The 23159-nt window shown below is 59.2% G+C and carries 20 protein-coding genes; 16 read left to right on the plus strand and 4 right to left on the minus strand.

Annotated features, from left to right (window positions below; all coding sequences use genetic code 11):
* Window positions 1–114: 114 nt before the first annotated feature.
* From secE to rplL, 9 genes are all read left to right on the plus strand, one after another.
* A complete protein-coding gene (gene secE, locus PAB09_RS02005) occupies window positions 115–438 on the plus strand; it encodes a preprotein translocase subunit SecE (protein WP_271034429.1) in 324 nt (107 codons plus the stop codon).
* Between the two features lie 229 nt (window positions 439–667).
* The gene (gene nusG / locus PAB09_RS02010; RefSeq protein WP_271034430.1) at window positions 668–1516 is read left to right on the plus strand and encodes a transcription termination/antitermination protein NusG; all 849 of its coding nucleotides are present in this window, start codon (window positions 668–670) and stop codon (window positions 1514–1516) included.
* Between the two features lie 265 nt (window positions 1517–1781).
* Window positions 1782–2213: a 50S ribosomal protein L11 gene (gene rplK / locus PAB09_RS02015; protein ID WP_271034431.1), complete on the plus strand. Its 432-nt coding sequence runs from the start codon at window positions 1782–1784 to the stop codon at window positions 2211–2213.
* Window positions 2214–2326: 113 nt separating this feature from the next.
* Window positions 2327–3034: a 50S ribosomal protein L1 gene (gene rplA, locus PAB09_RS02020; protein WP_271034432.1), complete on the plus strand. Its 708-nt coding sequence runs from the start codon at window positions 2327–2329 to the stop codon at window positions 3032–3034.
* Between the two features lie 634 nt (window positions 3035–3668).
* Window positions 3669–3863, plus strand: coding sequence for a hypothetical protein (locus tag PAB09_RS13285; RefSeq protein ID WP_442873690.1), 195 nt, complete (start codon window positions 3669–3671; stop codon window positions 3861–3863).
* A gap of 437 nt (window positions 3864–4300) precedes the next feature.
* The gene (locus PAB09_RS02025; protein WP_271034433.1) at window positions 4301–4708 is read left to right on the plus strand and encodes a CD225/dispanin family protein; all 408 of its coding nucleotides are present in this window, start codon (window positions 4301–4303) and stop codon (window positions 4706–4708) included.
* A gap of 22 nt (window positions 4709–4730) precedes the next feature.
* Window positions 4731–5159, plus strand: coding sequence for a DUF2752 domain-containing protein (locus tag PAB09_RS02030; RefSeq protein WP_271034434.1), 429 nt, complete (start codon window positions 4731–4733; stop codon window positions 5157–5159).
* A gap of 251 nt (window positions 5160–5410) precedes the next feature.
* Window positions 5411–5926 carry a 50S ribosomal protein L10 gene (gene rplJ, locus PAB09_RS02035; protein WP_271034435.1) on the plus strand — a complete coding sequence of 172 codons (516 nt, stop codon included), beginning with the start codon at window positions 5411–5413 and terminating at the stop codon, window positions 5924–5926.
* A 109-nt stretch (window positions 5927–6035) separates the two neighbouring features.
* Window positions 6036–6422, plus strand: a complete 387-nt coding sequence (rplL, locus tag PAB09_RS02040) for a 50S ribosomal protein L7/L12 (RefSeq protein ID WP_271034436.1) — start codon at window positions 6036–6038, stop codon at window positions 6420–6422.
* 78 nt (window positions 6423–6500) lie between these two features.
* Here the strand turns inward: rplL and PAB09_RS02045 are convergent, their stop codons facing one another.
* The 4 genes from PAB09_RS02045 to PAB09_RS02060 all read right to left on the minus strand — a co-directional run bounded on the left by PAB09_RS02045 (window position 6501) and on the right by PAB09_RS02060 (window position 9909).
* Window positions 6501–7853 carry a S8 family serine peptidase gene (locus tag PAB09_RS02045; protein WP_271034437.1) on the minus strand — a complete coding sequence of 451 codons (1353 nt, stop codon included), beginning with the start codon at window positions 7851–7853 and terminating at the stop codon, window positions 6501–6503.
* Window positions 7850–8755, minus strand: coding sequence for an HTTM domain-containing protein (locus tag PAB09_RS02050; RefSeq protein ID WP_271034438.1), 906 nt, complete (start codon window positions 8753–8755; stop codon window positions 7850–7852). Before PAB09_RS02050 ends, PAB09_RS02045 begins: the two co-directional genes overlap by 4 nt.
* Before the next feature lie 52 nt (window positions 8756–8807).
* Window positions 8808–9497 (minus strand): DUF5819 family protein, encoded by a 690-nt coding sequence (locus PAB09_RS02055; RefSeq protein WP_271034439.1) that lies wholly within the window; start codon window positions 9495–9497, stop codon window positions 8808–8810.
* A 103-nt stretch (window positions 9498–9600) separates the two neighbouring features.
* Window positions 9601–9909, minus strand: coding sequence for a hypothetical protein (locus PAB09_RS02060; RefSeq protein ID WP_271034440.1), 309 nt, complete (start codon window positions 9907–9909; stop codon window positions 9601–9603).
* A gap of 335 nt (window positions 9910–10244) precedes the next feature.
* Here PAB09_RS02060 and PAB09_RS02065 point away from each other — a divergent pair, with 335 nt between their 5' ends.
* The 7 genes from PAB09_RS02065 to PAB09_RS02090 all read left to right on the plus strand — a co-directional run bounded on the left by PAB09_RS02065 (window position 10245) and on the right by PAB09_RS02090 (window position 22592).
* Window positions 10245–10751, plus strand: a complete 507-nt coding sequence (locus tag PAB09_RS02065) for an ArsR/SmtB family transcription factor (RefSeq protein WP_271034441.1) — start codon at window positions 10245–10247, stop codon at window positions 10749–10751.
* 1 nt (window position 10752) lies between these two features.
* Window positions 10753–11766, plus strand: a complete 1014-nt coding sequence (locus PAB09_RS02070; protein ID WP_271034442.1) for a serine hydrolase domain-containing protein — start codon at window positions 10753–10755, stop codon at window positions 11764–11766.
* Window positions 11767–11769: 3 nt separating this feature from the next.
* Window positions 11770–12180, plus strand: coding sequence for an RDD family protein (locus tag PAB09_RS13290; RefSeq protein ID WP_442873691.1), 411 nt, complete (start codon window positions 11770–11772; stop codon window positions 12178–12180).
* A 3-nt stretch (window positions 12181–12183) separates the two neighbouring features.
* On the plus strand, window positions 12184–13665 hold the full coding sequence (locus PAB09_RS02075; RefSeq protein ID WP_271034443.1) for a phytoene desaturase family protein: 1482 nt from the start codon (window positions 12184–12186) through the stop codon (window positions 13663–13665).
* Window positions 13666–13668: 3 nt separating this feature from the next.
* The gene (locus PAB09_RS02080) at window positions 13669–14631 is read left to right on the plus strand and encodes a DUF3068 domain-containing protein (protein ID WP_271034444.1); all 963 of its coding nucleotides are present in this window, start codon (window positions 13669–13671) and stop codon (window positions 14629–14631) included.
* A gap of 293 nt (window positions 14632–14924) precedes the next feature.
* Window positions 14925–18419 carry a DNA-directed RNA polymerase subunit beta gene (rpoB, locus tag PAB09_RS02085; protein ID WP_271035241.1) on the plus strand — a complete coding sequence of 1165 codons (3495 nt, stop codon included), beginning with the start codon at window positions 14925–14927 and terminating at the stop codon, window positions 18417–18419.
* 165 nt (window positions 18420–18584) lie between these two features.
* Complete coding sequence (locus PAB09_RS02090; RefSeq protein WP_271034445.1) at window positions 18585–22592, plus strand: DNA-directed RNA polymerase subunit beta'; 4008 nt, start codon at window positions 18585–18587, stop codon at window positions 22590–22592.
* Window positions 22593–23159: the final 567 nt, after the last annotated feature.

The following is a 23159-nucleotide window of genomic DNA, read 5'->3' on the forward strand; positions in this document are numbered from 1 at the left end:
ATGGGCCTAGGAGTTTGATATACTCGTCTACTTGAATAGCGACCGCTGCTGCCCACGGCCTTGAGGGCGGTGCTACACATACATCAATACCCAAAAGTTGACTTGAGGAGCGCTGTGACCGAAGAACAGCCAGAGAAGGTGGGCGCTGCACGCCCCACCGGCAAGCGTCAGTTGGCAGGCGTGTCCACCGCTACCACCGCCAGCATTGAGGCGAAGAATGCCGCCACCTCCGATGATGATGCCAAGGCGGAGGGCAACAAGGTTGCCAAGTTCCTGCCTGAGGTTGTCTCCGAGATGAAGAAGGTCATCTGGCCAACCACGCGTCAGATGGTCAACTACACCCTCATCACCTTTGGCTTCCTCATCTTCATGACCGCCTTGGTGGCGGGCGTGGACTTCCTCGCAGGCCTCGGAGTTGAGAAGATCCTCAATCCCTAGCTAGGATAAAAACACTTGAATCATCCCGCCGAGTTCTTGAGTAAAAGAAACGGCGGGATAATTTATGCACTAGGTGCCGTCCAACCTGCCAACGTCGGAAAGCAAAAGCACATGTTTTGCGGCGGGCAACGGGGACAAACGGCGGTAAGATGGGAAACCAATCCCGCGCAAGGCTCACGGGGCGCAGCAAAACCCGGGCAAGTGATCACACACGAAACAGGAGAGATACATGAGTGACGCATCCTTCGCCGATGCTTTCGATGAGGAAAACGAGGGCGGCTCTTTCGCAGCAGCCTTCGACGAGGCCGTAGAGGCAACGAATTCCGTGGACGAGGATGCCGAGGCCACCCAGCCTGCCGCTGAGCCTGCACCGGAAACTGACGCCCAGGCCGCAGCCGCCGCACTCGGGGATGCGGAAGCCGAGCCGGACGCAGAGTACAAGGCACGCCTGCGCGCCTACACCCGTGAGCTTAAGAAGCTACCTGGCCAGTGGTACATCATCCAGTGCTACTCCGGATATGAGAACAAGGTAAAGACCAACCTGGACATGCGCGCCCAGACCCTCGAGGTGGAGGACTCCATCTATGATGTCGTCGTGCCGATCGAACAGGTGCAGGAAATCCGTGACGGCAAGCGCAAGCTGGTCAAGCGCAAGCTTTTGCCGGGCTACGTTTTGGTGCGCATGGATATCAACGACCGCGCCTGGTCTGTGGTGCGCGATACCCCGGGTGTGACCAGCTTCGTGGGCAACGAGGGCAACGCCACCCCGGTCAAGCACCGCGACGTAGCCAAGTTCCTCATGCCGCAGGAAGTCGTCACCGGCGATGCCGAGGCCGCTGCTACCAACGCCGAGGGCGAGAAGGTCGTTGCCATGCCCACCGATTCCGCCAAGCCCACCGTGGCCGTGGACTACGAAGTTGGCGAGGCCGTCACCATCTTGTCCGGTGCACTGGCAGGCGTTTCCGCCACCATCAACGAGATCGACGCCGAGAACTCCAAGATTCAGGCGCTGGTGTCGATCTTCGGCCGCGAGACCCCGGTCGAGCTCACCTTCGACCAGATCGAGAAGATCTCCTAAGCCCGAAGGCTTGATAAGCTGCACAAGTGAGCCCGCTGGTGCCCCGAAAGACATTTGGGGTTCCGGCGGATTTTGCTGTAGGCTATTAAATCGCGTGTTTTTTGCGCGTTCAATCGTATTTTTCCCGGTGGCCTAGCTACGCGAAGACGGTAGAACCACTGCCAAGTGGGGCTTCCTAGTTGGGCTAGGCATCCGGACGGTTGCCTGGGCTGTTAACCATCTCCTCGGCCCGGGAAATCCGTTAACAAGGAAGCAGGTAAAAAAGATGGCTCCAAAGAAGAAGGTTGCAGGCCTGATCAAGCTGCAGATCGAGGCAGGCGCTGCTAACCCGGCTCCGCCAGTCGGTCCGGCCCTGGGTGCCCACGGCGTCAACATCATGGAATTCTGCAAGGCTTATAACGCCGCTACGGAATCCCAGCGTGGCAACGTGGTTCCGGTTGAGATCACCGTCTACGAAGACCGCTCCTTCGACTTCAAGCTGAAGACCCCACCGGCAGCCAAGCTGCTGCTGAAGGCCGCTGGCCTGCAGAAGGGCTCCGGCGTGCCGCACACCCAGAAGGTCGGCAAGGTCACCATGGCCCAGGTCAAGGAGATCGCCCAGACCAAGATGGAAGACCTCAACGCCAACGACATCGACAACGCTGCCCGCATCATCGCCGGCACCGCCCGTTCGATGGGCATCGTGGTCGAGGACTAATCCTCCATCACCCAAGGCGAGGCCAAAATCTCCTGGCCTCGCCCGTGGAAGGGCCCGCTCCGGCCCGCACCACACATCCTTTTCAATACACTTTCAACTCTGAAGGATTCACAATGAGCAAGCGTTCCAAGGCATATCTCGCCGCCGCTGAGCTGGTCGACAAGGGTCGCCTCTACACCCCGCTGAAGGCCGCCGAGGTCGTCAAGGAGACCTCCTCCAAGAACTACGACGCCACCGTCGACGTCGCCATCCGCCTGGGCGTTGACCCGCGCAAGGCTGACCAGCTGGTCCGCGGCACCGTCTCCCTGCCTCACGGCACCGGTAAGACCGTCCGTGTTGCCGTCTTCGCCGAGGGCGAGAAGGCTACCGAGGCTGAGGCTGCAGGCGCTGACATCGTCGGCACCACCGAGCTGATCGAGCAGATCACCGCTGGCACCATCAACTTCGACGTTGCTATCGCAACCCCGGATCAGATGGCTAAGGTTGGCCGCGTCGCCCGCGTCCTGGGCCCGCGTGGTCTCATGCCTAACCCGAAGACCGGCACTGTGACCACCGACGTTGCTAAGGCAATCTCTGAGGTCAAGGGCGGCAAGATCTCTTTCCGCGTGGACAAGGCCTCCAACCTGCACGCCATGATCGGCAAGGCTTCCTTCGACGCCAAGCAGCTGGCTGAGAACTACGGCGCTCTCCTCGACGAGATCATCCGTATCAAGCCGTCCTCCTCCAAGGGCATCTACGTCAAGAAGGTCACCATGGCCTCCACCTTCGGCCCTGGCGTTCCGGTTGACCCCTCTGTCACCCGCAACTACGGCGAGGCTTAAGCCATAAATACAGCCATGCGGGGCAACCACAAAAAGCACCGCGGGTGCTCATAAAAGGACAGCGTTTCTTTCCGGCATCACCTTCATCGGTGGTGCCGTTTTTTTTGCTTTCCGACGCCCATAGGCCGCAGATCTGGGGGCACGGCACAACGAGCGGTTACTTTTTGATGAAGATTCTCGAAAGGCATCGCCTCGAGGCGCTCGCTTGGCCTAGGATCGCAGGAACAACGCGCGTTCGTGTCGTGGTGGTGCGGGACAGCATCGCAAACGTGTAGCCCGCGACGTCGGTGCGACGACACGGCTTAAGGTGAAATGGCGCAGCAGTGGCGGGGCGCGCGGGCTCGCGGTGAGCAAGGCTCGGGCGTTGCTGCCTGAGCAAGCTCTAACGTTGTCCAAGGAAGCAAAACCACATGGGTGTCTTAGGCAATGACGGCGACCCAATGCCCACTGATCCGGAGGGTAGAGTGCCGCCTCCTTCTGCGCCGCCGCCCGGAGCTGGTGGGACCGCTCAGCCCTTAAGTGCCCGCGGTCCTGGGGAGGCCATGCCGCACACCTACCTGGCGTGGGCAATCCTTTCCATGCTCTTTTGTTGTGCGCCTCTTGTGGGGAGCTAGGGATCTATTTTTCAACCAGAGTGGAACACTATTGGTGTCAAGGCAGGCCCGCCGAGGCTGTGGAAATGTCTCGCAAGGCTAAGTGGTGTGCCCTTGGGGCTACCTTGGTCGGGATCGCAGTCATGCTCCTGTTTGTGGTGCCCGCTCTCGTCGAGGCGGTCTCACAGGGACGGGTTCAGTTTGAAGGGGAGCAGCCGGCCGGCAATAGGGGGTAGGGGAGAGTTCGTCTCGGATTATTGACGTACTCCAGCCTTTGTCTTTGTTGTGACTGGTGGCGGTGAGCAGACGAGATAGCCTTGCCGGAGTCACGTTTGCGGGATGGCTTAAAGATAACGGTTTCATCATGACCGTGCATTATTTCCTGCACGAGTGCAGCTTCTGCTTTAGCATGGTGGGCAATGTCGCACAGGCAGTGAGAATAAAAGCTCACGGCGGTGTGGCATGGGGCAGGATAAGTCTACGCACATCCAGAGTAACGAGAGCACAGTAGAGCAAAAGCAGCCGACATCTTCTGGCCAGTCGCGTCCTAGGCCTTCATGCTGCGTGAGCAAGCATCAAGGTTGATCACAAGGACCTTAAGACCTCAGGGGGCTGGGAGCCCAGCAATCACGCGGGCGAGAAGACGAAGGTCGACTAAGAAAGCGAATGACACATGACTTACCCACATACCCCATACCCCGGCGACAACGACGAGAACAACCTCGGCGCGGGCAACAATGGACCGGCTGGCGCTAGCGGGGGAGCCAACCCTTACGGTGCAGGTGGTGCCAACGGCTTCGGGGGCGCTAACGCCTTCGGTGCCGGCTCCGGTATGCCTAACCCCGGTCAGAAGCCGAATAACTACCTGGTGTGGACCATCTTGTGCTGTGTGCCGATCGGCGCGGTGAGCATCTACTTCTCCACCCGTGTGGATAACTACTGGAATCAGGGTCAGTATGACCAGGCCCTCGATGCCTCCAATAAGGCCAAGTTGTGGGCCATCATCGCAGCTGTCGTGGGGATCATCTTTAGTATTGGCTACGTTATCTTTTCGGTTTCTTATGTCGGGACGCAGTATTAGGTAACAACAGGAGGCTGGCGGCATGCGTATCGCGGAGCTTGAAGGGCGATTAGCCCATACGGCGCTAGGTCCGGTGGCGGCGGCAGCCGTCACCGCCTGCGGATGCGCGATCATTTATGCCGCCGACCCCACCACCCCAGGCGGTATCTTGCCGGTATGTCCCACGAAGGCGTTATTTGGCATCAATTGCCCCGGCTGCGGATCCTTAAGAGCCATCTACTCGCTGATGCACTTCGACTTCGCCTCGGCCGTTGACTACAATGCCCTGGCTTTGGTGGGGATCGTGCTGGTGGCCTGGAGCTTCCTCGCCTGGATCGCAGGGATGGCGGGAAAGAGCATTCCCCGATGGGAGCGGGTGCGCGGGGCACCTTACATGGTGGGAATAGCCCTTCTGGGCTGGTTTATCATCAGGCTTCTACCGTTCGAACCATTCGTGAATTTGCAAGTTTGAATTCAATTTACTAAGCTTGCCCGAGAAGTTTGAAAGGCCGTTTGGCCTAACTCAAGTTTCACCAAAGACCGTCGGTCGATGCATTGCATCCGAAGGTTTCCATGCTTAATGGAACGGCCCACGCAGGAGACACTTAGAGTTCACCCTCCTTTTGGAGTATGTGCGCCCTGTGCTCTTGCACGGGGCTTTTGTTTTGCGCAAGAGTCTCGGCGGATCAACACATAGACATGAATGAGGAAGGAGGCGAAGTAATGGCAAACCCAAAGAACGCTGCTTCTCTGGCAGAACTTAAGGTTCGTTTCGCAGAGGCTAACGCTCTCGTGCTGACCGAGTACCGCGGCCTGACCGTGGCTCAGACCACCGAGCTGCGTCGTGCTCTTGGTACTGATGTCCAGTACTCCGTCGCCAAGAACACCCTTCTCAAGCTGGCTGCTAAGGAAGCTGGCGTCGAGGGCCTTGACGATCTCCTTACCGGCCCGACCGCTGTCGCTTTCATCAAGGGCGAGGCTGTTGACGCTGCTAAGGCACTGAAGAAGTTCGCTTCTGACAATAAGGTTCTCGTAGTCAAGGGTGGCTACATGGATGGCAACGCTCTGAGCGCATCTCAGGTTGACGCCATCGCCGAGCTGGACAACCGCGAGACCACTCTCGCAAAGCTGGCTGGCGCCATGAAGGGCAACTTGGCAAAGGCCGCTGGCCTGTTCAACGCTCCTGCTTCCCAGGTCGCTCGCCTTGCTGCAGCGCTCCAGGAGAAGAAGGAAGGTTAAGAGTTCTTGCCCTTGCGGCATAAGCTCTTAAACAACCACAAACACATACTTTGAACTCTCGGGTCACCTACTTTCATCCCGATTGTTCGCAACCGAAAGGAATACCATTATGGCTAAGCTCACCAAGGACGAGCTCATTGAGGCTTTCAAGGAGATGACCCTGATCGAGCTCTCCGAGTTCGTCAAGGAATTCGAAGAGGTCTTCGAGGTTACCGCTGCTGCTCCGGTCGCTGTTGCTGCCGCTGGCGCTGCTGCTCCTGGCGCTGCTGCTGAGGAAGAGAAGGACGAGTTCGACGTCGTCATCGAGGACGCTGGCGCTAAGAAGATCGGCGTCATCAAGGTTGTCCGCGAGATCGTCTCCGGCCTGGGCCTGAAGGAAGCTAAGGAGCTCGTCGAGTCCGCTCCTAAGGCTATCCTCGAGGGTGTCTCCAAGGACGACGCTGAGGCTGCAAAGGCTAAGCTCGAGGAGGCTGGCGCAAAGGTTACCCTCAAGTAATCTCGCTTCACTCTTTGCAAAACCCGCTCACCTTTGGTGGGCGGGTTTTCTTATGAGGTGACTTTGTTCAGTCGCGCGCTAAGAGGACAAACTGCTTCCACTAGGGGACTCTGCTTCCGGCAGGATGGTGAAGGCGTTGCCAACGTTTAATACCTTGATACCTGCAATGGCAGTTGCTGATTTCAGGAGTGCTTGTTCCAGTGCTTCAGTTGGAGTGTTCGGGTAGTGGCTTTTCAGAAGTGCCAGTGCGCCGGCTACGTGCGGTGCCGCAATGGAGGTGCCACCTCGGTAGCGGTAAGAAAACTGTTCGGGCCCTCGTTGCCCTTCTGTCGTTGCGACTGCCACATCGTCTGCGTAGTCGCCACCTGGGCCATAAATGGCTACAGCTTCGCCACCATTCGAGGTCTTGGCTTGACCCAGTTCGAGATTGGTGGCGCCTACGTTGATGACTCCTTGGCAGTTGCCGGGGCTGTAGAGTGCTGCGTCTTCGCTGTAGTTTCCAGCTGACGTGACAATGCTTACCCCTTTCTGTCTCGCAGCATCGATTGCCTCTTGTAGTCCGGGAGAACATTCCTTGCGGAGCGCATAAGAGATGTTAATGACATCAACTGGCGTGTCCCGAGTAGTGACACCTTCGACCTCGTAACCTGCTGACCATAAGATCCCAGAGATCATGTCGCTGACCGCGGCTCCGCAAGGGCCAGCTATGCGCACCGGCACGATCCTAGCCTCCGGTGCTGTGCCAATGACACCGAACGGATTGCTGCCGCTGTCGGCGACGGCACCAGCTACCATCGTGCCGTGAAAAGTCGAGGGGATGAAGTCGTCATTGCCGCATTGACCCACTTCTGTCCAGTTTCCAGGGTCTGTGGGATCGTTGTCCCGTCCGTCGCCGTCGCGAGAGTTGGCTGGCTTTGCGATCACATCCACTCCCGGTGCTGCAGCAGTTTCAAGTGCTGGGTGTGCGGTGATTCCCGAATCAAGTACAGCTACTGATGCTCCAGCTCCCTTGGAATGCTTCCATGCCTCGCGAAACCCGAAGCTCTCAATGTTCCAATGCAAGTCTGGTGTCTGCGCTGCGGCGCTCTGTTGCTGGGCAAGGTGAAGGGCGCGGGTCACATGCTGCTTTTCGACGACCATTGCCTTCTCGTCCTTTTCATACCACTGCACGTTGGAATCATTGCTAAGTTGCAAGGCAAGTTCGGCGTCGGATATGCCGGGCTTCAGCTCACAGTCCAGTAGTGACATGCTGAGGCCAAGGTCAAAGGTAGAAACGTCCGAGCATGTCATCTTGATGAGACCAGCAACAGTCCCATCGAGGTCAGATGTGCGGACGATCATTTGTGTTGATTCAGCTTGCTCCTGCGCGTGGGACGGAGAAACAAAAGTTGAGTACACGACGGCAGCGGCAAGAATTGCTCTCCGTTTCATGAGGCTATCTCGTTTCGGAATGTGCGGACGAAACCCACTCGGGCCAAAGGCTTTTCGGACCTAGTACTTTTGGCTTCTTGTGTTTCCACGTGCCGACTGTGTAGGAATTTTCTGGCTCGGAGTACCGAGCTATCTCGGACGAAGGCCATCTCGGCAGAGATCATGACGACGGCAAAACTGACCAACCCCATGACGATGCCAATCGAAGCATGGAATAGGAAGAACATGATGAGAGTTGGAATCCGGCTCCATTTGTTGAGCACGAGGAATGGGAAGTAGATCTGCATAAACACCGTGAGGAATGATGCAGGGATCAAAACCCATTCGAAACCGAGCATGAAATTGCTTAGCCACGGGAAGTTCTGAAATTGAATTGAGGTGAGACTACGACTAACACCCTCTCCAGCAAGCCACGTATTACCAGCTACTTTGGCCAAGCCGGCGATGGTATAGACGACGCACACTTGAAAGACGAAAAGCATCCAGGCACAGTTCGCGATCGGCAGGTACCAGGATTGTGTTGATAGCGAGAATGGGTGACGGCGGCGAAATCGAGCGTCGAAACTCCACACGTCTGATGCATTGGTCAAGATCAGAAAGATCAAGGCAATATGAAGGAGGTTGTCGCCGCCATCTGTCAAAAGCGGGTTGTTATCGCACAGAGAGCGGTAAGTGATGAGCGTGCCGAGGGTACTCAGGCGGGTGAGAAATCCCAGCGACATGGTAAGTGCGGTCAACGCACAGACACCGACCAACAGGAGCGAGTGCCAGTCGTGGCTCACCGCAGCCGTGTTTGCTGATGTCGGAAGGAAACTTCGTTCTGCACCCCAGACGGAATTCCACGCCGGGATGTCGGGAACGATTGATAAGAGGATGGCAATACCGAAACCGATTCGGACCATTGCCATTCCATGACTCGGGTAAAGCTTTGTGCGCTCGAGAGTCGTTATCAGGTTACTTAACTGCATCGAAATCAACCCCACAAGTTAGCGGCTTTAAAGTGCGAATCCCCGGTTCTTCGCGCTGGTCATCAAGGCCAGGAATGGAAACTGCGACCAGGCGGATGGTGATGGTTCCGCCATCTTCGTGACAGCGCTTCTTTAGTTCGTTTCCTCCAAGTCGTTCCAAAGCGGCGAGGGCGAGACGTTCGTTGTCCTTGGTAAGAGATTCCACGAGAAGAGGATGGCTTTCCTCGATTTCTTCGGCCGCCTGTGTGACTTGTTCATTGGTGGCGAGGAAAGCGAATGGCGGCACGGTTGCATCGGAGGTCTTGCCGAGTACGGCTTCTTCGCTGGAAATGTACGACTGCGCCAGCGAACCCATTTCTCGGGTGGACTTCCGTGGGATGATCCCCTCGCGGCTTTGCGCGATCTCAGGACTTGTAAGGTTGACGTACTCCTTCTGCTCGTCATCCGACTCGTATTTTGCGAGGATGCCGACGTCGCTGACCGGGGCATCTGGTGCAAACAGTGTCCATCGCTGCGTGAATACCGGATCCATGATGTTGTCGACGGCGGTGAATTGGTTGCGCATATGGCTCTCTGGCAGGTTGTAGGTCACGGTTAACAACGCAAAGGTGACGGTGGAGGCTAATCCCAGCACTGTCACCCCGCGCCGAAGTTTGGAGTAAGTGGGTGTCGACATCTTCTTACCTAAGTGGTTTCAAGTTGGTAGATGGAGGGAACAAAGTGCCGGCTAGAAGACTCTAGGCCGGCACTTTGTTAGAAGGAGGCTGATTGGGCCCGTCTTACCAAATTCCGATCAGCTTCTTGCCTGCTTCAGTCAGTGCGCCCTTCGCCAGCTGCTTGCCGGCCCAGGTTGCGCCTCGGACCACCACTGCTGGCCACTGGCCGGTGGCCATGTCGTCAGCAGTGTCCTCTGCGGTGGCAGCATCGGCCATTGCAGCGTCAAAGGCAGTTGCATGGTCCTGGACGGCAACGGCTGGTACTTCTGCTCGCGCTGGTGCGGAGTCGAAGGCCATTGCGGTGGTAGAGCCGGAAGCGATGGCGGTAACCGTCGCGAGAGCGATGACGGTGTTGCGAAGACGATTCTTCATGATGTTCTCCTGAGATGAGAGAATGGGATACATTGTGGGTCTCTTCGTGACCCAGGTACGAATATTAGAGGGGGGTGATGTTTTCGCAACCGAACCGATGAAAGAGACTCGATGATGAAATGTATTACCAGTACAATGTTCCAAAAAGTTGGGTCGATACAAAAGGGGGTTGAACCTGCCAATTGGGGAACTTTGGTGCGAAGCGTTCTGATTTATTGGAAGGCCAAGGTTCTTCAATAAATTTGATAACGGGGGTTAGGCGTGGGGGTGGATGGTGAAGCGCTTGCGGGGTGATGCAGTCGTGAACTGTCCACTTATTACGGTATTGTGAAATTATGGAAAATCAACTAGGTGATTTCACTGATCTTGCTTTCAGGCTTGCTCGCTTGGAAGAAAGAGTGGCAATCCTTGAACGAGGTGAGCGAGCACAGCCCGGGCTCCGCAATGAGGACGTGGAAGCCGAACGGTCGGCAACTAATGGGTTGTCCGGCTCTATCAGTTTCTCTGGCAACATCGCACTGAACGGTTCTCCGCTGAACTATCAATGGCATCGCTCCGTGCATTTTCTTTGTGAGGAAGCATGGGATCGTAGCTTGGAGCGCTTAGCAACGCTGGCCCATCCTGTGCGCCGCACGATTCTGGCTGAGCTGCTGGGGCAGCCGCGTACGGTGCTCGAATTAGTGGGACAGGGCATTGTATCTTCAACCGGTAAGGCCTATCACCATTTAGGTGAAATGCAGTCCGGTGGGTGGGTAGCTAAGGACAACGAAGGACGATACTCCATTCCGGCTGCCCGAATCTTGCCATTGTTGGTTTTGGTCGCTGCCGCTGAGGAGCATTGATATGAGTCCTCTTGATGCCAAAAAGGCCGTCTCTACTGTGGCAATCGTCCTATTGATCGCGCTGTCCTTTTTCGGCACCCCTCCGTTGCCGAAAGCTATGCAGAGCTCACAAGGAGATGAGGAGCTGGCGGAAAAGGTCCGGCAACTACTGGAGAGTAAACACTCAGCAGTCTCAGTGGTGTATCTGGATAACGGGGCGGTACGTTTTGCGGGTTTCGGGACCACCCCCGATACTGAGTTTGAAATCGCGTCTCTCACAAAGACTTTCACTGCCGAGCTGTTTCGAATTGAGCTCGCCAGCGGCAGGATAACGGAGCGAACAACCGTGTCCGAGATCTCTCCGCATCGGTTTGCCGATACCGAGATAGGTGATGTGACAATGGCCGAGTTGGCAAACCACACTAGTGGTCTGCCCCGAGTGGGCAGTATCGGCGTGTGGCCGACAGTCAAGGCCCTGATCGGGAGGAACCCATACCAGGGGATTTCAGTGGAACGGGTGTATGAGATCGCTGGCGAATCAGCGTTGAAAGGTCGAGGGGAGTATCACTACTCCAACGTAGGTTATGCGCTATTGGGCAACCTCTTGGCGGAAAACAGAGGTGAGTCTTTTGCGGAAGTGCTGCACGCAGAGATTCTGGGTCCGTTGAATATGGATAGAACATTTCTCATGGAAGAGGGGAGTGTTTCCGCCTCTGCCCCGCGCGGATACAACGGCGCGGGATATGAGGCGCAGCCTTGGGAAATGTCGGGATTCCTGCCTGCAGCCGGGCTCCGTTCAACTCCTCAAGATTTAGCCAAATATGCCGAGTATCTCTGCAACGTGGGAATCTCTCCTAGCAGCTGGCTGGAGAAAGAAAACGGAGAGGTGTTTGTACATGACGGCGAATCCTTCGGCTTTGCCTCCGCACTTGTGGTAGCACCTGGGCGTAAGCAAGCGCTGTTTATCTTGTCGAACCGCTCGGAATCTGTACTGGACAGTGCGGTCACCTTGTTCAAAGATCTGGAGGATATGTAGTCCATGGTTCCTTCGTTGATCTGGAAACGGGGTATCGCAACGACTATCGACTACTTCTTGCTTGCAGGGGTATTCGCTGTCGGTGCCTTGTTTGGGGGGCCGTCATTTCACGGCCGAGACCTTGTAGTGGTCACCGCGGCTATCTATGCCGCCATTGCGATAATGCAGGCGCTTTGGGGGAAAACTCCAGGCAAGCTTCTCTGCGGTCTTTCGGTCGTAAGTCGGAATGGCGGAGTGCCGAGCTGGTGGGCCAGTTTCACGCGAAATGCGTGGATATTGTTTGGAGCAGTGCCGGTGATTGGCGAGGTAGTTGAAGTACTTGTTGTGTCTGTTCTTCTGGTGACAATGCATCGTGATTCCTCGCACCGAGGGCTTCATGATGTCTTTACGGAAACTGCGACTGTGAAAGGGTAGGCAATGGTCAGAGTGGCCGTAGTAGGGGCAGGCCCAAACGGATTGACTGCTGCTGCTGTGCTAGCTAAGGCAGGCGTGGACGTCGAGGTTTATGAGGCAAATAGTGAGCCCGGCGGGGCGGCACGTTCGTCGAGCGAGATTTTTGGCAGCGGCACCATTGTTGACCTCGGGGCAGCTGGTCATCCGTTTGGAATAGCAAGCCCAGCGTTCTCTAGCCTGGAGCTCGAGCGACATGGCCTGCGTTGGCTTCATGCTCCCCACCCTATGGCGCATCCATTGGATGACGGCCCTGCTGCGGTGTTGTATTCCAGTCTGGATGCCACGGCGACTCAGTTTGCTGAGGCTTCGCAGGACGGAGCTCGCTGGCGTCGTCTACATTCACAACTGTGCCTGCATATCGACGACTATCTGGAGGACTTCCTCAGCCCAATGCTGCGCGTCCCCAGGCACCCGATCAAAATGGCACGATTTGGCCCAGTCGGCTTGTTGCCAGCTCGAACACTCGCCTCGCAGGTATTCGCCGGTGAACAAGCGAAGGCATTGCTCGCGGGGTCGGCGGCCCACGCGATTTGCCCACCGTCTCATCCTTTTACCAGTGCTTTTGGTCTCTTATTCAGTGCGCTCGGTATGACTCGAGGTTGGCCGGTGGCTGCTGGTGGCAGCCAGTCAGTCATTCGAGCGCTTTTATCTGTCGTGGAGGAATATGGCGGAAGACTTCACACTGGCGCGCGTATCAGCGATCTCCGTGAGCTTGGGCGGCGCGATGCGATTGTCCTCAATGTAACCGCGCCACAAGTGCTTGGAATTACCGGCTTTGATATGAGGCCGCGCGTGTTTCGGGCTCTGAAGAAGTGGATGCCCGGAACTGGCGTGTACAAGGTGGACTTCTTGGTTGATCGTCCGGTCCCCTGGTTGGACCCCAAGGTTAAGGACGCGGGAACCGTTCATGTCTGCGGCACGATGGAAGACATTCAAGAGGCAGAGACGCTTGTGCACAAGGGAGTGATGCCTAAGCGTCCGTTTGTCATGGTATGTCAGCAGCAGGTTGCCGATCCATCTCGAGGAAGCCATGATCGGCAGGTGTTGTGGACGTATGCGCACGTCCCCCATGGGTATCGGGAGTCCTATGTCGGGGAGGTCATGGATAAGATCATTCTCCAAATCGAAAGATTTGCGCCGGGCTTTCGGCACTCGATAGTCGACTTTCATTTGTGCAGCCCTCAGGATTTGGAGCGAGGAAACGGAAACCTTGTTGGCGGAGATGTTGCGGGCGGTGCAATGAGTGGAACGCAAGTGTTGTTTCGGCCCAGGGCTACTCGTGATCCATATGTCATTGGTTCTTCGAACGATGCGCCGGTTGTTATGGCCGGTAGCTCGACTCCGCCAGGGGCGGGAGTGCATGGCATGGCCGGTTACCACGCGGCGCGTCGTGTGCTCCAGCTGGTTGCTAAGGCGGAGAAGCCTTTCGTACCAGGTATTGTGTAGACCATGCTTCCTAAGTCCCGCATCTTCTCTGCTCTGACCGTTGGCCTCGGCGTCATGCTGCTGGCTTGGGGATTGCTCGCTCCTTACTTCCTGCACTTTGATGGCCGCATGCCATTGGATCTTCGCAACACCACGCTTACGCTGACCGATGACCAGGCGAAGGCCCGCATTCCGCAGCAGGACAAGGTGATTACGGTGCCGGTGACGAGGCAGTACCACGCGCAGTTCATGGATCCTGTGGACACTAATTCTGTGACGGCGCGTATTGGCGTCACCACGATGCGGGAGAGCAACCAGGATGAGCTGGATCGCCTGATTGATGCGACCGTGTGGAGCTACCGCCTCGATCGCTTCACGGGCCAGGCACTGACGGATGCGACGATGGCTGATCAGCCGGCGAGCGCCGCGAAGCAGGTGCCGATCGATTCGTTGTGGGTGAAGTTCCCCTCCAACGCAGAGCAAACCACCTACCAGGTCTTCGACCCCGTCCTGCGCGATTCGGCGCCGGCGGTATTCGAGGAGGAGACCCAGATGGGCGGTCGCACCATCTACCGCTACCACCAGGAGATCAAGCCTACGGATGTGGCCGCCCGGTATTCCTCGGTGTTCAACACCATCGAGGTCTCCAGCGACGCCGACGAGGAGGCGGCCACCACCGCGAACCTCTACCACTCCGGCACCCGCGACTACTACGTGGACCAGGTCAGCGGGCTCATCGTCGACATCAAGGAGCAGATCGACGACTACTACGGCGACTCCAGCGGCAAGAAGATCGAGCAGGCGCTGCTTTTCGACGGCCAAGGCTCGCAGGAGCAGACCGACGCGCTCGTCGCGCAGGCGGCGACGGTCCCCGACGGGCACGTGGGGCGTATCGTCAGCTATGTCATCCTTTCATTGGGAATTCTGCTCACGGTTTTGGGTCTGGCGGGGTCTTTCGGTATCTTCAAGCGCAAGAGAACTTCATAGGGAGCTGCAATAACCATCCGCAGGTTGTGTGTTGGGTGGGCAACCGGCCGGAACGGGGGTGGCCGGTTTGACAAAAGGGCAAGGCCTTTACATCGGTGATGATTTGGTATAGGCTGATTCGTTGCGCTGGAATACCTTTTCCGCTAGTGCTCCGACCTTGATCGCCGGTTCGAAAAACCCGGATTTGACAAGGTCATCCTGTGCTATCTGGACCAGATATTCCGAAGCAGACCGAAATGCTCAAATACCAGCGGTTTTGGTGGTCAATATTGCGGGGCCGCCATCCGCGTGAGGTGCTGGAAGGACCCATCTTGGCAGTCTCCCGCCAGACCAAGGCCGACATCCCTGGGGCTCCAAAACGTAAGTCGTTTGCAAAGATTACGGAACCAATCGAGGTCCCGGGACTTCTTGATATTCAGCTTGACTCCTTTGCTTGGCTGATTGGCACGCCTGAATGGCGCGCACGCAAGCAGGAGGAGTTGGGTGAGGGCGTCCGCGTCACAAGCGGACTCGAGGACATCCTCGAGGAGCTCTCTCCAATCCAGGATTACTCTGGAAACATGTCTCTGTCTCTGTCAGAGCCGCGCTTCGAAGATATGAAAAACACCATCGACGAAGCCAAGGAGAAGGACATCAACTACTCGGCGCCACTGTATGTGACCGCTGAGTTCATCAACAATGACACCCAGGAGATCAAGTCCCAGACTGTCTTCATCGGCGATTTCCCGATGATGACGGACAAGGGAACGTTCATCGTCAACGGCACCGAGCGTGTCGTGGTCTCCCAGCTCGTGCGTTCGCCGGGTGTCTACTTCGATCAGACGATCGATAAGTCCACCGAGCGTCCGCTGCACTCCGTGAAGGTGATCCCTTCCCGTGGTGCATGGCTCGAGTTCGACGTGGACAAGCGTGATACCGTCGGCGTGCGCATTGACCGCAAGCGTCGCCAGCCGGTTACTGTCTTGCTGAAGGCTCTCGGATGGACCACCGAGCAGATTACGGAGCGCTTCGGCTTCTCCGAGATCATGATGTCCACCCTCGAGGCCGATGGCGTTGCCAACACCGACGAGGCACTGCTGGAGATCTACCGCAAGCAGCGTCCGGGCGAGCAGCCGACCCGCGACCTTGCGCAGTCCCTGCTGGACAACTCCTTCTTCCGCGCGAAGCGCTATGACCTGGCCAAGGTCGGCCGCTACAAGGTCAACCGCAAGCTGGGCCTGGGCGGCGACAACGACGGCCTCATGACCCTTACCGAGGAAGACATCGCCACCACCTTGGAGTACCTCGTGCGTTTGCACGCAGGTGAGACCTCCATGACCTCGCCGACCGGCGTGGTCATCCCGGTGGAGACCGACGACATCGACCACTTCGGCAACCGTCGTCTGCGCACCGTCGGCGAGCTCATCCAAAACCAGGTCCGCGTGGGCCTGTCCCGCATGGAGCGCGTCGTCCGCGAGCGCATGACCACCCAGGATGCGGAGTCGATCACTCCCACCTCCCTGATCAACGTGCGCCCGGTGTCTGCCGCCATCCGCGAGTTCTTCGGAACCTCCCAGATGTCGCAGTTCATGGACCAGAACAACTCCCTGTCCGGCCTGACCAACAAGCGCCGTCTGTCCGCTCTTGGCCCGGGCGGTCTGTCCCGCGAGCGCGCCGGCATCGAGGTCCGCGACGTTCACGCTTCTCACTACGGCCGCATGTGCCCGATTGAGACCCCAGAAGGCCCGAACATCGGTCTGATCGGTGCCTTGGCTTCCTATGCCCGCGTGAACCCCTTCGGCTTCATCGAGACCCCGTACCGCAAGGTGGAAAACGGCAAGCTCACCGATCAGATTGATTACCTGACCGCCGATGAGGAAGACCGCTACCGCGTGGCCCAGGCCAAGACCGCCGTCGACGCCGAGGGCAACATCATCGACGAACGCGTGACCGTTCGTATGAAAAACGGCGACATCGCCGTGGTCTCCGGCGATGAGATCGACTACATGGACGTCTCCCCACGCCAGATGGTCTCCGTTGCTACCGCAATGATTCCGTTCCTCGAGCACGACGACGCTAACCGTGCCCTCATGGGTGCGAACATGCAGCGCCAGGCCGTGCCGCTGGTTCGCTCCGAGGCTCCGCTGGTGGGTACCGGCATGGAGCTGCGCGCCGCCTACGACGCTGGCGACCTCATCATCAACAAGAAGGCTGGCGTTGTCGAAAACGTCTGCGCCGACTTCATCACGGTCATGGATGACAACGGCATCCGCGACACCTACCAGCTGCGCAAGTTCGAGCGCACCAACCAGGGCACCTGCTACAACCAGAAGCCGCTGGTCAACATCGGCGACCGCGTCGAAGAAGGCCAGGTGCTGGCCGACGGCCCAGGCACCAAGGACGGCGAAATGTCGCTCGGCCGCAACCTGCTGGTTGCGTTCATGCCGTGGGAAGGCCACAACTACGAGGACGCCATCATCCTCAACCAGCGCGTGGTGGAGGAGGACATCCTGACCTCTATCCACATCGAAGAGCACGAGATCGATGCCCGCGACACCAAGCTTGGTGCCGAGGAAATCACCCGTGAGATCCCGAACGTGTCTGAGGATGTGCTCAAGGACCTCGACGAGCGCGGCATCGTCCGCATCGGCGCCGATGTGCGCGACGGCGACATCCTGGTCGGTAAGGTCACCCCGAAGGGCGAGACCGAGCTGACCCCGGAGGAGCGCCTGCTGCGCGCCATCTTCGGCGAGAAGGCCCGCGAGGTGCGCGACACCTCCATGAAGGTGCCTCACGGCGAGACCGGTAAGGTCATCGGCGTTCGTCGCTTCTCCCGCGAGGACGACGACGATCTGGCACCGGGTGTCAACGAGATGATTCGCGTCTACGTGGCCCAGAAGCGCAAGATCCAGGACGGCGACAAGCTCGCCGGCCGCCACGGTAACAAGGGTGTCGTGGGCAAGATCCTGCCGCAGGAGGACATGCCATTCCTGCCGGACGGCACCCCGGTCGACATCATCTTGAACACCCACGGTGTGCCGCGTCGTATGAACATCGGCCAGGTGCTCGAGGTTCACTTGGGCTGGCTGGCTGCTGCTGGTTGGAAGATCGACACCGAGGATCCGGCTAACGCCGAGCTGATGAACATGCTGCCGGAGGATCTCTACGACGTCCCGGCTGGCACGCTCACTGCAACCCCGGTGTTCGACGGTGCCTCCAATGAGGAGCTGGCAGGCCTGCTTGCCAACTCCCGCCCGAACCGCGACGGCGATGTCATGGTCGACGCTAACGGCAAGGCCACCTTGTTCGACGGTCGTTCCGGCGAGCCTTTCCCGTACCCGGTGTCTGTTGGCTACATGTACATGCTCAAGCTGCACCACCTGGTCGACGAGAAGATCCACGCTCGTTCCACCGGCCCGTACTCCATGATTACCCAGCAGCCGCTGGGTGGTAAGGCCCAGTTCGGTGGCCAGCGCTTCGGCGAAATGGAGGTGTGGGCCATGCAGGCATACGGCGCTGCCTACACCCTGCAGGAGCTGCTGACGATCAAGTCCGACGACGTGGTCGGCCGCGTCAAGGTCTACGAGGCCATTGTGAAGGGCGAAAACATCCCGGATCCGGGCATCCCGGAGTCCTTCAAGGTGTTGCTCAAGGAGCTTCAGTCCCTGTGCCTGAACGTGGAGGTCCTCTCCGCGGACGGCACCCCGATGGAACTGTCCGGCTCCGACGACGATGAGTTCGACCAGGCAGGTGCCTCGCTCGGCATCAACCTGTCGCGCGACGAGCGTTCCGACGCCGACATCGCCTAACACGCCAGGTCTGCCTCCCGACGCCACCTCGAAGAAGCCGCAACGAGAAAGAAACACTTCGTTGCTGCAGGCAGGTGGGCGTCGGAAAGCAGGCGGAAACCGATAAATCGAAACAAAGATCCACTACGACTCCTTGGGGAAAGCCCCGAGGTGAAAGGGAGTTACGTGCTCGACGTCAACTTCTTCGATGAGCTCCGCATCGGCCTGGCCACCGCCGACGACATCCGCCGTTGGTCCAAGGGCGAGGTAAAGAAGCCGGAGACGATCAACTACCGTACGCTCAAGCCGGAAAAGGATGGCCTGTTCTGCGAGCGTATCTTCGGACCTACCCGCGACTGGGAGTGTCAGTGCGGTAAGTACAAGCGTGTTCGTTACAAGGGCATCATCTGTGAGCGCTGCGGCGTTGAGGTGACCAAGTCCAAGGTGCGCCGCGAGCGCATGGGCCACATTGAGCTGGCCGCGCCTGTCACCCACATCTGGTACTTCAAGGGCGTTCCTTCCCGCCTGGGCTACCTGCTCGACCTGGCACCGAAGGACTTGGAGCGCATCATCTACTTCGCAGCCAACATCATCACCAGCGTCGATGAGGAGGCTCGCCACAACGATCAATCCACTCTGGAAGCAGAAATGCTGCTGGAGAAGAAGGACGTTGAGGCCGACGCCGAGGCTGAGATCGCAGAGCGCGCTCAGAAGCTGGAGGAGGACCTGGCAGAGCTCGAGGCAGCCGGCGCCAAGGCCGACGCCCGTCGCAAGGTCCAGACCGCAGCCGACAAGGAGATGCAGCACATCCGCGAGCGCGCCGAGCGCGAGGTTGCACGCCTGGATGAGATCTGGCAGACCTTCATCAAGCTGGCCCCGAAGCAGATGATCATCGACGAGACCATCTACGAGGAGCTCGTCGACCGCTACGAGGATTACTTCACCGGCGGCATGGGTGCTGAGGCTATTCAGACCCTGATTCGCAACTTCGACCTCGACGCCGAGGCCGAGGAGCTGCGCCAGATCATCAACGAGGGCAAGGGCCAGAAGAAGATGCGTGCCCTCAAGCGCCTGAAGGTCGTCGCGGCCTTCCAGCGCTCGGGTAACGATCCGGCCGGCATGGTGCTCGACTGCATCCCGGTGATCCCGCCGGAGCTGCGCCCGATGGTTCAGCTCGACGGTGGCCGCTTCGCCACCTCCGACCTGAACGATCTCTACCGTCGCGTGATCAACCGCAACAACCGCCTCAAGCGCATGATCGATCTCGGCGCGCCCGAGATCATCGTCAACAACGAGAAGCGCATGCTGCAGGAGTCCGTCGACGCGCTGTTCGACAACGGCCGTCGCGGCCGCCCGGTCACCGGTCCTGGCAACCGTCCGCTGAAGTCCCTGAGCGACCTGCTCAAGGGTAAGCAGGGTCGTTTCCGCCAGAACCTGCTGGGTAAGCGCGTGGACTACTCCGGCCGTTCGGTTATTATCGTCGGCCCCCAGCTCAAGCTGCACGAGTGCGGTCTGCCGAAGCTCATGGCGCTCGAGCTGTTCAAGCCGTTCGTCATGAAGCGCCTGGTCGAGCACGACTACGCGCAGAACATCAAGTCCGCCAAGCGCATGGTCGAGCGTCAGCGCCCCGAGGTGTGGGACGTGCTCGAAGAGGCCATCGCCGAGCACCCGGTGATGCTCAACCGTGCACCTACCCTGCACCGCCTGGGTATTCAGGCCTTCGAGCCGAAGCTCATCGAGGGCAAGGCAATTCAGCTGCACCCGCTGGCGTGTGAGGCCTTCAACGCCGACTTCGACGGTGACCAGATGGCAGTCCACCTGCCGCTGTCCGCCGAGGCGCAGGCCGAGGCTCGCATCCTCATGCTGGCGTCGAACAACATTCTTTCGCCTGCATCCGGCAAGCCGCTGGCCATGCCGCGTCTGGACATGGTCACCGGCCTGTACTACCTGACCATGGACAAGCGCGCCGACGAGTTCGGTGGCCAGGGTGCCTACACCCCGGCCGACGAGAACGGCCCGGCACGGGGCGTCTACTCCTCCTACGCCGAGGCCATCATGGCCTACGACCGCGGAGTCTTGGGCCTGCAGGCACAGATCAAGGTGCGCATCTCGCACCTGCGTCCGCCGGCAGACATCGAGGCCGAGCAGTTCCCGGATGGCTGGAAGCAGGGCGAGTCTTGGCTTGCCACCACCTCGCTGGGTCGCGTGATGTTCAACGAGCTGCTGCCGTGGAACTACCCGTACCTTGAGGGCGTCATGGTCCGTAAGGGCGGCGGCTCCGACAAGATCATGCTCGGCGATGTCATTAACGACCTCGCCGCGAAGTACCCGATGATCACCGTCGCTCAGACCATGGACAAGATGAAGGACGCCGGCTTCTACTGGGCAACCCGCTCCGGTGTGACCATCACCATGTCCGACGTGCTCGTGCTCCCGAACAAGGACGAGATCCTGGAGGATTACGAGCGCGAGGCACGCAAGATCGAGCGCAAGTACTGGGAGCAGGGTGCTCTTACCGAGCGCGAGCGCTACGACCGCCTGGTTGAGCTGTGGAAGGACGCCACCGACACCGTGGGTAAGGCCGTCGAGGCCCTCTACCCGGACGACAACCCGATTCCTATGATCGTGAAGTCCGGTGCCGCCGGTAACATGCGTCAGATCTGGACCCTGGCCGGCATGAAGGGCATGGTCGTGAACTCGAAGGGTGACTACATCACCCGCCCGATCAAGACCTCCTTCCGCGAGGGCCTGTCGGTGCTCGAGTACTTCAACAACTCGCACGGTTCCCGTAAGGGCCTGGCCGATACCGCTCTGCGTACCGCTGACTCCGGCTACCTGACCCGTCGTCTGGTCGACGTGGCCCAGGACGTCATCGTCCGCGAGGATGACTGCGGCACCCGCCTGGGCGTCCGCGTGCCGGTCGCCGTCCCGGTCAAGGACGCCGATGGCAACGTCACCGGCTACCGCGCTCACGAGCTGATCGAGACCACCGTGTCCGGCCGCGTGGCCGCCACGGACGTCAACGTGGGCGAGCAGACCCTGGTTGCTGCTGGCGAGAACCTGACCGACGCGCTCATCGAAAAGCTCGTTGAGGCCGGCGTTGAGCAGGTCAAGGTCCGCTCCGTGCTGACCTGCCAGACCCCGACCGGTGTCTGCGCGAAATGCTACGGCAAGTCCATGGCCTCCGGCAAGCTCGTCGACATCGGCGAGGCTGTCGGCATCGTGGCTGCCCAGTCCATTGGTGAGCCGGGTACCCAGCTGACCATGCGTACGTTCCACCAAGGTGGTGTCGGTGGCGACATCACCGGCGGTCTGCCGCGTGTCCAGGAGCTGTTCGAGGCTCGCGTTCCTAAGAACCGTGCCCCGATCGCCTCTGTCGCCGGTACCGTTCACCTCGACGATGAGGGCAACTTCTACACCCTGACCATCACCCCGGACGACGGTTCGGACAACGTGGTTTACGAGAAGCTGTCCAAGCGTCAGGGCCTGGCCACCGTGCGCGTGCCGATGGAGACCAACCCGGGTGCGTTCATCGAGCGCACCCTGCGCGAGGGCGATCACGTGGGTGTAGGCGACCGCCTCCTGCGCGGACCTGCCGACCCGCACGACGTGCTCGAGGTGCTCGGCCGCCGTGGCGTGGAGCAGCACCTGGTCGACGAGGTGCAGGCCGTCTATCGTGCCCAGGGTGTGGCCATCCACGACAAGCACATCGAGATCATCATCCGTCAGATGCTGCGTCGCGGTACCGTCATCGAGTCCGGCTCCACTGAGTTCCTTCCCGGTACCCTGGTTGACCTGTCCGAGGCCAAGGCAGCCAACGCCGAGGCTATCGCCGCCGGCGGCGCTCCCGCCGAGCTTCGCAGCGAGATCATGGGTATCACCAAGGCCTCGCTGGCTACCGAGTCCTGGCTGTCGGCGGCCTCCTTCCAGGAGACCACCCGCGTGCTCACCGACGCCGCGATCAACAAGCGCTCCGACAAGCTGATCGGCCTGAAGGAGAACGTGATCATCGGTAAGCTGATCCCGGCCGGTACCGGCATTGCCCGTTACCGCAACATCGCTGTCAAGCCGACCGAGGCAGCCCGCAACGCGGCCTACTCGATCCCGACTTACGGCGATTCCATCTACGGCGACGACGGCTACGGTGAGTTCACCGGCGCCTCCGTCCCGCTGGATGAGGCCTACGACCTCTAAAGGCCTAGCAACGGGTTGAGACCCTAGGGTTTCCGGTTCCACCACAAGGTGGGGCCTGGGGCCCTAGGGTCTTTTGCTGCCGCACCCGTGCGCAGTGCTTGCCGACGCACCACGGCCGCTTTCCCGCGCCGCCTGCGACCAAGGGGGAGGCGCGCGGAGTCCAAACACCATGAGTTCCATGTAATCCTTACAGTTTGTTCGGGGGCGCCGAGTGCCGCAATAGCTATCAGCTAGGGGGAGCCTTCGCGGTTCACCGGTAAGTGACAAGCGGGCGGCAACGCGCTGACTAGAGGCCACGCCGGCGGGTGGTGGTGCTCGATTCCCGCCGCGCGTGGGGCTTCACATTTGCGGTCGAAAGGAAATAGTCGAACGGAGTGCCAAAAATACCCAGGGGGGTATAAAAACCGGCTCTATTCGACCGATTCCTTTCGACCGCAAACTTGAAGCCCCGGCCGAGGAGGCCCTTCACGCACAGCCTCGTGCGTGAAGCCTACTTCTTGCCCTAGGGCTCGATCGGGTTGCCCTGTCTGCGGGCACCGGCGGGCACCTGGTCGCCGCGCATGAGCA

Origin of the sequence: Corynebacterium sp. SCR221107 (assembly GCF_027886475.1) — a bacterium.
Taxonomy (GTDB): Bacteria; Actinomycetota; Actinomycetes; order Mycobacteriales; family Mycobacteriaceae; genus Corynebacterium.